This is a genomic window from Pseudoalteromonas sp. Cn5-37, from assembly GCF_021532495.1.
Taxonomy (GTDB): domain Bacteria; phylum Pseudomonadota; class Gammaproteobacteria; order Enterobacterales; family Alteromonadaceae; genus Pseudoalteromonas; species Pseudoalteromonas simplex.
In genome coordinates, this window is record NZ_JAKGBA010000007.1 from 135197 (window position 1) to 147610 (window position 12414).

Genomic DNA, 12414 nt, shown 5'->3' on the forward strand with positions numbered 1-12414 from the left:
AATGAGCCTAAAAAGTGTTAGATACCACTGCTATGCAAAAAGTTTTCCAACGTTTCTTTGACGCGTGTTTTTAATGTCATATCGAGGGATGATTGCGGGGTTTTAATTTCGCAGCCACCACGTTCTAAAGTCGGTTCTGCCACTAACTGCCAATGGTTATCTGCAATAGTTTGTTCGCCATAACTTTCGGTAATTAAAGCAATATCATCAGGATGTAAGTGAATACGTACTTTCACTTGCTCTTCACCTAACGCATCAATGGCTTGCTTCAAAGCATGTAAAATGACTTCTGGTGAGGTTTTGATTTCTTGGTAAACTAAGACTTCAGTTAACATAACAGCTAATTGCACTAACTGCTTTTCGGCACTTTCATCGACTTTAGATAATGGTTGAGAAAGGCTATCAAGTAAGCTTCTTAAGTTAGTGAGCTGCTCTTCTAAAATAGGCTTAATTTCTTCTTGGCCTTGCTCCTTACCAAGCTCAACACCTTCTTTAAAACCAGCTTCTTTCCCCTCATGCGCGCCTTTTTCAAAACCATCTATATAGCCTTGTTCATGACCTTGCTTTAGCCCTTCTTCATAGGCATCTTGACGGATTTTTTCAAGTTCAGCCATGGTCAATGACGGAATTTCAGGCTCTTCTGGCTGCTCTTCGGCCTGCTGCTTTTGCTGCTCTTTACGATATAAGTCAGCTAAAGGCGTGCCATACGCCGTTGAGCGTCCAGCGAGTTTTGTTGTATCTTGCGTCACTTCAGGAATTGGCCAGTTTTCCAATAGTTCATCGGCTGCTTCACTGGCATGTACTGGGCGTCCTGTATGAAATGAAGACTTACTCATGGCTTACAGGAACTCCTCACCACCACCGCCACCAAGCATGATTTCGCCTGAGTCAGCTAAACGTCGTGCCGTAGAAAGAATTTCTTTCTGTGCCGCTTCTACTTCGCTAATACGAACAGGGCCCATTGCCTCAAGATCATCAGCGAGTAATTCAGCGGCACGTTTTGACATATTGCCCAAAATCTTCTCTTTTAATGCTTCGTCAGTACCTTTAATTGCTTTCATTAATACATCTTGCTGTACTTCACGAAGGATCGCTTGAATACCACGGTCTTCAACATCCATTAAGTTCTCAAAGACAAACATAAGGTCTTGGATTTGCTGTGACATCTCTTCATCGTGTTCACGGATTGAATCCATTAACTGACCTTCAACATTGGTATCTAGGTAGTTCATGATATCAGCAGCCGCTTTCAAGCCACCCATTTTCGCAGCTTGTGCACCAGCTTGACCTGCGAACTGTTTCTCCATGATTTCATTCAACTCTTGCAATGCTGCTGGTTGAACTTCTTCAAGGTTAGCAATACGCATGGTTAAATCTAAGCGCACTTTTTCTGGGAATTGCGACAAGATTTCCGCTGATTGCTCTGGCTCTAAATAAGATAAAACAATGGTTTGAATTTGCGGGTGCTCGTTGCGAATAATATTCGCCACTTGCTTTGAGTCCATCCATTTCAATGAATCAAGACCTTTCGCCCCTGAGCCCATAACAATTTGGTCAATAAGGCTGGCCGCCTTGTCTTCACCAAGCGCTGCAGTAAGGGCTTTTTTAATAAAGTCTTCAGACTGGAAGCCAATGGTACTGAAGCTTTGAATTTGCTCAATAAACAAATTATGGACTGCGCTAATTTTCGCTTGCGATAAATCATCTAGTGCGGCCATTGCCATACCCACTTTTTGCACTTGCTTTGGCTCTAAGTGCTTAAGGATTTGCGCAGCATCTTCTTCTGATAAGCTCAGCAATAAGATTGCCGCCTTATCAACACCGTCTAATTTATCAACATCAAACGCCGGTGGTAATTGTTTTTGTTCTTGATCAGTCATCTTCTGTTAACCACGCTTTCACTACTTGAGAAGACAGTTCTGGTTCATTTGCAACCAATGCACGAACTGCTTTGAGTAAATCTTCATCGCCATGTAAGTCTGGCAGCTGTAGTGTACCATCACTTGAGAATCCTACAGCAGCAGAGTCAAAGTCTTTATTTAGCATATCTAGCGTGCTATCACCAATATCTACACCTGCACTTAATGCATCTTCATCATATTCTTCTAGTGTATCGTCTGGGTAAATTAGACGTTTCAGCATAGGTCTTACAACAAAGACAATAAGTACGATGATAACCAGTGCACCTAATGCTAAGCGTAGCATCTTCATGAACCAATCTTGCTCCCAAAGTGGAACTTCAATCGCTTCACCTGTATCTTGTCTTACAAATGGCACTGTAACGACTTCAAGTGCATCACCGCGTTGCATATCAAACCCAACACCACCTTGTAGTAAGCGACGAATATTTGACAATGCTTCGACAGAGCGAGGAACCATAGTTGTTTCACCGTTTTCACCTACTTGTGGTACATAATCAACGGCAACTGACACACTGATGCGGCGGATAACACCGGTTTGCTGGCGCTTATGCGAAATTGTGGTATCAAGTTCGTAGTTACGTGTTGCTTCTTTATGCGAACGACTTGGGTTCGTTGCTGAACCTGCACTACCTTGGCCAGCGACCTCAGGAATATTAGAGTTAACTGGCGGCTGATTCGTTAGCGCACCTGGAATGCCGACAGCAAGACCACCAATGTTGTTTTCTTCGAACGTGGTTTCACTGCGCACAGCGGGTAAGTCTGGGTTATAACGTTTTTGTGTTTCTTCGACTGCACTAAAATCCATATTTAAGTCGACTTGCGCTGTGTAGTTACCTAAACCTACAACTGGAATAAGGATGCTATCGATTTTATTTAAGTATTCTTCTTCACGCTTACGCTCAATTTCATACTCTTTTCGAGAGCGAGCAGCAAGTGAGTTTTGTGAACCTGAATTCAGTAAACGACCATTTTGATCAGTCACAGTAACGCGCTCTGGCGATAAACCTTGGACTGCTGAGGCAACAATATCAACTACTGAGTCAACTTCTTCACCATCAAGCGTACGGCCGCGTTTTAAGGTTAGTACTACCGTCGCTGAAGGTTGTTTTTCACGACGAGCAAATACGTTTTCTTTTGGAATAGCTAAAAGTACTTTGGCGCGAGTAACATTTTTTAGCTCTTCTATGGTACGTGCAAGCTGTTGCTCACGACCATGTTTTAAACGTTCACGTTCAAGGCGTTGGCTTACACCAAACCCCATGTCTTGCATGATGATGTCAGTACCTGAGCTTGGCGCTTGCTCTAGGCCTTCACGAGCCATCAATAATTTGATGTTTTGGTATTCACCTTCTTCAACAGAGATGACGTTACCATCAAGTTCGTAATCAATCTTTTGAGCATCTAAAAAGTCCAGCGTTTGAATAAGCTCTTCCGTTGGCATTTTGCCAAGCGGACGCATATCTGGCTGACGAGCCCAAATAATAATAAAAATTGCGATAGCCAAACAGATTGCTAAAGCAATCACTAAAGTAGCCTGGCGTAAAACGTCTACACCATTTAAGGCACTTAGGTAGCCTGACTTTTGCTCTTGTTGATCGTCAGTATCGGTTGCATCGATACCGCCGCCTGCTAAGGCTAGATCAGTTGATTGATTAGATTGCGCCACAATAATTCTCCACTACCTAGTTACACAGGCATGTTCATAATTTCTTTATAAGCTTCAACAAGTTTATTGCGAACCTGTACCGTCGCTTCAAAGGCAACTGATGACTTTTGCGAAGCAATCATTACGTCCGCAAGTGAAACACTGCGATCGCCCATTTCAAGCGCGGTTACTTTTTGTTTTGCTTCTTGTTGTAAGCCATTCACTGTATCAAGTGCATTGGTAAGTAAATCACCAAACTGTGCCGATGAAGTTGGCTGAGTTTGTGTTGGTAAATTATTAATTGAGTTACCACGACCAACTTCTGAAGCCATAGATTGCATTTCTTGAAATAATGCGCTGTTTTGAACTTTCATAATACTCTCTGACAATGCAGTTTACTTATGCACTGATAAAGCACAAACCGTGCCACAAAATAAAACGAGAATTTTCAACAACTTAACACAGATAATTTACTTGTCAGAGTTTTGACAGCAAACAAGCTCACAAAAATGTGAGCTTGCTTAACTAACTTTTTGGAAGGAGTTTATGCAGGTAAAGCAATACCCAAGTCACGCATTTGCGCCAATTTATAACGTAACGTGCGCGGACTAATACCTAAGGTTTCTGCAACCTCTTTACGCTTACCGTTACAACGCGCTAAGGTTTCTAAAATAATACGATGCTCTTTGTCTTTCAGCTCGTCTTTGTAATTACCTTGCTCACTCACTTGTGGCACGGTATCTAAATTAACTTCAACAGGCTGTTCTTGATATACGGGTGCGTTGTGTGGCGGTGTAGCGACTGGCTTGATATCAACAGTAAGCAACTCTTCAATAAAGACATCATCTTGATGAATACTATTACCATCACATAATATCAATGCCCGTTGAATAACGTTATCGAGCTCTCGTACGTTACCTGGCCAAGCATGCGATAGCAGCTTTTGTTTCGCACCCTCACTTAGTTGAGCTATAGGTTCTTTACTTTTCAGGCAATGACGCTCTATTAAATGCTCAGCTAATACAATAATGTCGCCAGGACGCTCGGCTAATGGTTTCCACATTAGCGGGAATACATTTAAGCGATAATATAAATCTTCTCTAAATAGATTCTCGCTCACTGCTTCTTTTAAGTCGCGGTTACTTGTAGCCAGTACGCGTACATCAAGCTCTATGGTTTTACGGCCACCTAAACGCTCTACTTCGCGCTCTTGAAGTACACGCAGTAATTTAGCTTGTAAGCCTAAATCCATCTCAGTGATTTCATCTAGTAAGATGGTACCACCTTGAGCTTGCTCAAATTTACCCGGGCAAGCTTGAATCGCGCCGGTAAACGCCCCTTTTTCGTAGCCGAATAAGGTTGCTTCAAGCATGTTTTCAGGAATAGCAGCGCAGTTAATAGCCACAAAGGGAGCATCGCTACGATTTGATTTATCGTGGATAAAACGAGCCAACACTTCTTTACCCGAGCCACTTGGGCCGAGTACCATGACACTGGCATCTGAACGGGCAACTTTGCTCGCGAGTTCTAATAGCTTAATACTCGATGGATCGGCAACAATTGGGCCATCGGTTTCTTTTTCTTTTTCAGGCAAATAACGACTCACCATATTAAGAAGCACTTCTGGTGCAAACGGTTTTGCCATGTAATCAATCGCGCCTAAACGCATTGCTTCTACAGCATCATCAATAGTGGCATAGGCTGTCATCATTAAGACCGGCAGCTCAGGATAGTTAAGTTTAATGCTACGTAATAGGTCAAGGCCACTCATAGCGCCCATTTGCACATCACTAACAACCAATGAATAGCTATTTTGCTTGAGCAAGATCACCGCTTGTTCAGCGCTATCTGCAGCAACGCAATCAATACCCGACATTTCAAGGGTATCGATTAGCGCTTCTCGTAAACCTGCGTCGTCTTCAACGACTAAGATAGAGTTAGTATTCATTTTGCCTCCGCTGAGATTGGTTCTGCACTAATTGGCAAGATCAAACTAAAACATGCTCCCCCATGAGCATTATTAGTCACTTCAACCCGTCCTTGGTGCGCATTGGCGACTGAACTTACAACTGCAAGTCCTAGCCCCGTGCCCTGGCTTTTGGTAGTGTAAAAAGGTTCGAATAATTTGTTGGCATGGCGTAAATCAACACCCGGGCCATTATCACTGACACTGATACGAACACAGTTTTCGCTAGTTTCGTCACGTTCGGCACTCAGGGTTACCACAGCCTCAGAACCAATAATTTGAATACTGTTGTGGATCAGGTTTTGAATAGCACTCGCCAGAGCCGTTTTATTACCCATAATTTCAATATCTGGCTCAGGCAAGTTCACGCTAAGTTCACTGTTATTTTGTGCAACCATGGCATCAGCACCGGCTTTTACTTCATTAAGTAACTGTTGCATTGAAACGCTTTCGACCACTTGTTGCTCACCACTTTTGGCAAATAACAGCATATCGTTCACTTGGGTTTCTAAATCTTTTAAACGCGACATTAGCTTCGTATGAAAGTTACCACGCGAGCTTTCTGGCAATCGCTTTGAGCCTAAATTTGCAGCATAAAGCATGGCCGCTGATAACGGTGTTCTGACCTGATGAGCAAGCGAAGCAACCATTTTGCCAAGCGCACTTAAGCGCTGCATATGTGCAACTCGCTTTTGTAAGCGTCTGGTTTCAGTTAAATCTGTCATTAAAATTAATTGTCCTGGCTCTGGAGCAAGCGCAGTAATATCAAGCTTAATTAAACGGCCATCCTTAAGTGATACTTCATGTCCATCGTCTTGCTGTGGTCGAAATGAGCGCTGAATAACGCTAAACCATTTTTCACCTTCAAGCGGCTCACCTAGCATATCAATAGCAATTTGATTGGCTTTTGCGATCATGCCTCGGCCATCTAAAACCACTACACCCGCAGGCATGGTATCAACCAAGTGGCCTAACCAACTGGCTTGTTGGCGCAGCTCACTCAATTCACCCACATACTCTTCTTGCTGTAAGCATGGGTTATATTGTTTGGCTGTGATAAATTGTGGTTTTAGGACATTTGCTAAGGCCATAATCGATACTCAAAAAATCGTGTCTACCTAGCTAAATGCACAATCCGTACCAAATTTATTTTTGTTTTATTTCAATAAATTAAAGACAAAAAAACACTGACAAAAAAATGACAATCGCGAGGGAATAATGCAAAAAGAACACCAGTGTCGTTGCCCATGGCTCGATACCAGCAAAGAAGATTATGTGGCCTATCACGACCAAGAATGGGGGGTGCCATTATATGATGATCACCGCTTATTTGAGTTTATAACCTTAGAGTCAGCACAAGCGGGACTGAGTTGGTATACCATACTCAAAAAGCGTAATGGCTATCGCAGTGCTTTCAAAAACTTTGTTGTTGAAGACGTTGCCAAAATGACCGAAGACGACGTCGAACGATTAATGCAGTTTGAAGGTATTATTCGTAATCGCGCTAAAATCGCCGCCACTATCAATAACGCGCAACGTTTTATTGAGATTCAAAAAGAGTTTGGCAGTTTCTCAAATTACCAATGGCAGTTTGTTGGTGGCAAACCATTGGTAAACGATCTTGATAAATTAGAGGATTACCCGGCTATTACTGAAGCCTCTACAGCATTCGCCAAAGATTTAAAAAAGCGCGGCTTTAAGTTTTTAGGGCCAACCACTGTGTATGCGCATATGCAAGCCTGTGGCATGGTTAACGACCACAGTAATGATTGTTTTAGAAAACAAGAGATTATTGATAGTTATTAGGTGATATGGGCTAAGCTTGGCTTCTATCTTCTCGGTGCTGCAAGCAGCCTCCGGTGGTAAAAAGCTAATTAAGTAACTTATTCACAAAGAGGCTAAGAGACGCTGCGCTTATGAGGTAAAAATAAAGATGTTAAATTTTAGGCTCTAGGCTACTAGGTGTAGCGCGCAGCACCTCGATTACCTTGGTGGTAAAAGTATTAAGAGCCTGATTCACAAATAGGTTAAAGGAATATTGCGCTTTAAATATTAAGAGAAAGGGCTTGGTTTCTCATTTGTTCCTCATTATTTTCTCTTTGTGCAAAAAGCTTTTAGTGATTTATTACCACAGCAGACCCCGAATGAAAGACGGTGAGCGCGCTCGTAAGTTTAGCGCCTATAAATAAAGACACAGCCCATTCTATAGGCGTAATAACCATAGTACTTAGTTAATTTTTGCCTAAAACCTGCTCTTAACTATTAGTCACGCGTTAGGTTGTATTTCTTCATTTTTTCGACCAGTGTGGTGCGCCTAACACCTAAAATTTCTGCTGCACGTGCAACAACGTAATCATAGCGCTCTAATGCTTGGCTGATTAAGCTAATTTCTAGCTCAGCAAGATACTCTTTGAGCTCAATTCCTTCATCTGGTAATAAACCTGAGTCAGCCGTTGTTGCTGGTACTTCAGGTTCTTCATCATCGTAATCACTAAAGCCGGTACTGAAAATATCGTTGAAAGCATCTCGCTCCATCAACTCTTCAGGGTACTCAGGCTCATAGGCCTCAACTTCGATATAACGATATTTAGCTGGTAGGTCTGGCACATCAACTACTTTATCAGGGAACATGATCACCATGCGCTCAACTAAGTTAGCAAGTTCACGAATATTCCCCGGCCACGCATGTTCTTTTAAGCTTTGAATCGCACGCTCAGTGAATTTGGCCGTTGTGCCACTTTGCTCATTAACACGACGCATTAACTCTTTTAACAGCAAAGGAATGTCGTCAGCACGCTCACTAAGCGAAGGATTTTCAATTGGAAACACGTTTAAGCGATAAAAAAGGTCTTCACGGAAGTCGCCCTTTTCAATCATCTCTTCAAGGTTACGGTGAGTCGCTGCAATAATGCGTACATCAGCTTGAATAGGCTTAGTACCCCCTACTCGCTCATAGCTACGCTCTTGCAACACACGTAGTAGTTTAACCTGCATTTGCAAAGGCATATCACCTATTTCATCTAGAAACAGCGTGCCGCCTTGCGCTAATTCAAAGCGCCCTTTGCGTGCAGAAATAGCACCCGTAAAGGCCCCCTTTTCATGGCCAAATAGCTCACTTTCAAGTAGTTCACCAGGAATAGCACCACAGTTTACCGGCACAAATGGCCCTGTATTGCGTTTAGAGAGTAAATGAACGTTACGTGCAACAACTTCTTTACCTGTGCCTGACTCACCTAAGATCAGCACATTGGCATCGGTTTTTGCTACTTGCTCAATTAAAAAGCGCACATCTTTTACAGCTTCGGTTTCACCGACTAAACCATCAAATGATTTGTTAGATTTAGCTTGTTTATGGTCACCCGGTAGCATGCGCTGATATTGCTGACAATCATGTAATAGCTGAGTAGTTACGTCATGGTTAAACGGTTCACAAATTAAACCAACTACATTAGCAATGCTTAGCAGCGGTTTGAGTGTTTCACCAATTAATAAAAACGGAATGGCAGGAAACTGTTTGATCACAGCCTCGTGATTTAGCTGCTGTAAAGCACCAAGAATGACCATGCATTCTTGCTGTTGATGTTTTTCACAAAAAGACTGTAATGAAGTCTCATCAACTAATTGTGCAGTTTCACCAATGAAGGTAAGTGCTGCATGTAAACCTATCGCACGATTATTATTATTGTCTAAAATTAAGATCATTATTGGCGAACCACAGTTACCACGAGGTTAGTTAATTTCTAAATTGTAAGCGAGTTTAGGAGGGATGCAAGCGCTAAGCGGCAATTTATTGACATCAACGCCAAAAAATAGTCACTTAGCACTAAAATTTAATACTAAAGAATTAACTTACAAATTTAGCCTGTTTGAATTTTAAAATATTCTATACTCGTTGCTATAATCTCTATAGAAATGCTCAAAGAAAGATAACATCAATGGCATTAATATTGCTTATCTATTTTTATGAATCGGTGTTTTTAATATAGGATTTTCTCATGGCACATATATCGATAAAAAAGTACAGTCAAGTTAGCGTTAGCAACATTAATGAAATGTCTCCTTATGAGCAGATCAATTTGATTTTCAGCAATATTATCGGACGCTTAGCAGCAACTAAAGGCTTTATTGAGCGTAAAGAATTTGAAAAAAAAGGTGAAAATATTTCTACCTGCATTTTATTATTCGGTGCTCTACAAGATGCACTCAATTTTGAGCATGGCGGGGATATCTCTAGCAACCTACTATCGCTGTACGACTTTTGCCAACGCAGGTTAACTGAAGCAAATGTAAACAACGACATTGCAGCAGTAGATGATGTTATCCGTATCGTTAAAGAAATAAAAGAAGGGTGGGATTCTATTCCGCTCGAAGAGCGCATACCTAAAGCTGAGCAATAATGCCGAATTATAACGCTCTGAATGAATTACTCATTGCATTATCAGAGCACATAGATAAAACAGATATTGAGCTGGCAAGCCAAACGTTAATAGCTATTGACCAAGAGTTAAAACATTGGTGTGAGAGTGAAACACCACCTCAAGAAAAAGAGTTATTAGCTATACAAGCTAAAATTTTAGCCGCTACAGCTAGACTTAAAAACGCGAGAGATAAAACTCAGGCCGAGTTAATCAACCAGCGTAAATCACAAAAAGCTATTTCTAAATATAAAGCAACTAAACGCTAATTTTCGTTTAGTTGCTTTTGACATACTCAGTTATATAAACGCGTTATTAGCGCTATATCAATTGTGAAAAATAAAGTCGCGGTTGTAGATAGTGAATTGGTTTTTGTACTTCTATTCAAACAAAGTAAAATATTTACTAAATAGATCGTTTATGAACCAAAAGCAAAAAAGCGCCAAAAGAGTTGGCGCCTAAATACCGATAAGAAAATAGACTAATCAATTATTTACTTTGCTTAACAACCCCTGGCATATTATCAAGCTGCGCTTGCACATAGCTACTGGTTGAGTTCATCTGGGCTACAAGTAAATCCATGCTATTGTACTGTGCGTATAAACGAGACTCTAACGACTCCATTTTTCTTGCAAAATCAATTCGCTCATCATCTAAGCCATCTAACTGGGTTTGTTTACTGTCAATTCTGTTTTGAACAATACCATCTGAGTCTGTATAAAAGCTCATTAGCTCATCAAAAGACTGTGCAAAACCGCCCTCGTCTTCATTTTCACCTATAAAGAACTCCTGCACTAGGTCTACATCTGCTTCGACTTGCTCGTTTAGGCGTTCTGTGTCTAGGCTTAATTTACCGTAACGGTCTGCTTCAACCCCGAGTTTTGATAACGACAAACTACTGCCATCACTCAGGGTTACTTCACTGGTTAATTGCTGACGGAGTTTTGACATTACCCCACGAAGCATAGAATCACCAGCCATCACACCAGCGCCGTCTTCACCTGATTTACCTAAATTATTACTAAGCTCAAGTAATTCGTTATAACTTTCAATAAAACTGTTTAAGCCTGCTTTAATATTATTGTTATTTTCAGTAATTTTTAACGTGCTATCATCGTCATCAGTGCCATGTGCTTTTTTGGCGGTAATCGTTACACCGTCAATAACATTTGCAAACTCGTTATCACTGCTAGTAACTGTTAAATTACCATCTATGGTAATTGAAGCGTCTATTGCAGCAATTACTTCACTAATGTTTGTCACCCCTGCATCTGTGTCATAGGCTAGAGCCGATAAACCTGCCGCGTCAGTATTATCGCCATCAGCATCAGTTGCTGTAACTTTTATTGCGTTTTCAACACCACTATTTTTTGCGGATAAAACTAAATGCTGGCCATTATCGTCGGTAATAATCGTTGCTGTTACACTGTCGTTATCTTTACTGTCATTAATCGCATCACGAATTTCAGACAAAGTTGCAGTATCTGACACATCAATATCAAAACTATTCTCACCTGACGCTATAGTTAACGTCCCTTCACCAACTGCGGCATCTTCTGCAAATGCACTTGACATCAATTTATGTTCAGTCGCAAGATTGTTTACTTTTACATTATAACCACCAGGCTGAGCCTCTTTATCTGAGCTTAGTGTTACAAAATCATCACTACCAGAAATACTACGTTTTTGGTAGTTATCAACTTCGCCTAGTGCCTCCATCGAGGTTTGCAGTTTTTCAAGCGCTGATTTTAGTGCACCTGCAGCTGAAATATCTGTAGTTAACGTGGCTTCTTTGTTGTTTAAACGTGAAGTAAAAGGGGTACTTTCAGCGCTAACTAACGCATCAACAATATCTGATACTGCTAAACCTGAACCTAAACCATTAAATGAAATAGCCATAACACTTCCTCACATTACACATTTAACTTAACAAAAAACTTTAAACAGTTTGATCAATTAAAAAACCCGCAGTTTCAGAAAGCTTAGCCACTAAGCTTAACACTTCTTCAGATGGGTATTGCTTTATTAGCTCACCACTGTTTTTATCAACCACTTTAATAACATCACGGCCTGAATCTTCATCTACTTGAAACTGCAAACTACGATTCATTTCGCCCATGAAATCTTGCAATTGTTGCGCCATTTTCTCAAGCTGCTCACGGCCTAGCTCGTCTTTATCAGCGCTTTCGTCCAATTTACGCTGCGCTTGTTGATAATTTTGCTGTGTTTGTTGTTGAAGTCTACTGTCCGTTTTATTTGATTCATCAATCGCCGTTGCTGTCAGTTGCGGGCTCGCAGCTAGCTTGTCATCCGCTTTTTGTGGAGCCACTGCAAAATCAGGGTTTTGGGTTATTGCACTCATAACGCCTCCTTAACATTTTACCCTATAGCTAATGCAACAAAAGGAGATTAGCGTAAGCCTATCTCCTTTTTATTTTAGTTAACTAATGCTGACTTAACCATTAG

The 12414-nt window shown here is 41.2% G+C and carries 12 protein-coding genes; 3 read left to right on the forward strand and 9 right to left on the reverse strand.

The annotated features are described in order from the left end of the window. Positions 1-17: 17 nt before the first annotated feature. From fliH to L1266_RS11380, 6 genes are all read right to left on the reverse strand, one after another. Positions 18-836, reverse strand: a complete 819-nt coding sequence (gene fliH / locus L1266_RS11355; protein WP_235377555.1) for a flagellar assembly protein FliH — start codon at positions 834-836, stop codon at positions 18-20. Between the two features lie 3 nt (positions 837-839). Beyond that, on the reverse strand, positions 840-1880 hold the full coding sequence (fliG, locus tag L1266_RS11360; RefSeq protein WP_054553274.1) for a flagellar motor switch protein FliG: 1041 nt from the start codon (positions 1878-1880) through the stop codon (positions 840-842). Continuing rightward, positions 1873-3588 carry a flagellar basal-body MS-ring/collar protein FliF gene (gene fliF, locus L1266_RS11365; RefSeq protein ID WP_054553275.1) on the reverse strand — a complete coding sequence of 572 codons (1716 nt, stop codon included), beginning with the start codon at positions 3586-3588 and terminating at the stop codon, positions 1873-1875. The genes fliG and fliF overlap by 8 nt, the downstream gene beginning before the upstream one ends. 20 nt (positions 3589-3608) lie before the next feature. Further along, positions 3609-3941: a flagellar hook-basal body complex protein FliE gene (fliE, locus tag L1266_RS11370; RefSeq protein WP_138599040.1), complete on the reverse strand. Its 333-nt coding sequence runs from the start codon at positions 3939-3941 to the stop codon at positions 3609-3611. 170 nt (positions 3942-4111) lie between these two features. Then, the gene (locus L1266_RS11375) at positions 4112-5515 is read right to left on the reverse strand and encodes a sigma-54-dependent transcriptional regulator (protein WP_235377556.1); all 1404 of its coding nucleotides are present in this window, start codon (positions 5513-5515) and stop codon (positions 4112-4114) included. Continuing rightward, positions 5512-6624 (reverse strand): sensor histidine kinase, encoded by a 1113-nt coding sequence (locus L1266_RS11380; RefSeq protein ID WP_054553278.1) that lies wholly within the window; start codon positions 6622-6624, stop codon positions 5512-5514. Before L1266_RS11380 ends, L1266_RS11375 begins: the two co-directional genes overlap by 4 nt. A gap of 127 nt (positions 6625-6751) precedes the next feature. Between L1266_RS11380 and L1266_RS11385 the strand changes: the two genes are divergently transcribed. Then, the gene (locus L1266_RS11385) at positions 6752-7339 is read left to right on the forward strand and encodes a DNA-3-methyladenine glycosylase I (protein ID WP_235377557.1); all 588 of its coding nucleotides are present in this window, start codon (positions 6752-6754) and stop codon (positions 7337-7339) included. A gap of 456 nt (positions 7340-7795) precedes the next feature. Here L1266_RS11385 and L1266_RS11390 read toward each other — a convergent pair whose 3' ends face one another. Further along, entirely contained in the window at positions 7796-9235 is a 1440-nt protein-coding gene (locus tag L1266_RS11390) for a sigma-54 dependent transcriptional regulator (protein WP_235377558.1), read from the reverse strand. A 293-nt stretch (positions 9236-9528) separates the two neighbouring features. Between L1266_RS11390 and fliS the strand changes: the two genes are divergently transcribed. Further along, complete coding sequence (gene fliS / locus L1266_RS11395; RefSeq protein WP_138599045.1) at positions 9529-9930, forward strand: flagellar export chaperone FliS; 402 nt, start codon at positions 9529-9531, stop codon at positions 9928-9930. Then, positions 9930-10217 (forward strand): hypothetical protein, encoded by a 288-nt coding sequence (locus tag L1266_RS11400; RefSeq protein ID WP_138599046.1) that lies wholly within the window; start codon positions 9930-9932, stop codon positions 10215-10217. The genes fliS and L1266_RS11400 overlap by 1 nt, the downstream gene beginning before the upstream one ends. Before the next feature lie 220 nt (positions 10218-10437). Here the strand turns inward: L1266_RS11400 and fliD are convergent, their stop codons facing one another. Together fliD and L1266_RS11410 are read right to left on the reverse strand one after the other, a co-directional pair. Then, complete coding sequence (gene fliD, locus L1266_RS11405; protein WP_138599047.1) at positions 10438-11847, reverse strand: flagellar filament capping protein FliD; 1410 nt, start codon at positions 11845-11847, stop codon at positions 10438-10440. 40 nt (positions 11848-11887) lie between these two features. Continuing rightward, on the reverse strand, positions 11888-12310 hold the full coding sequence (locus L1266_RS11410) for a flagellar protein FlaG (RefSeq protein WP_235377559.1): 423 nt from the start codon (positions 12308-12310) through the stop codon (positions 11888-11890). Positions 12311-12414 lie beyond the last annotated feature (104 nt).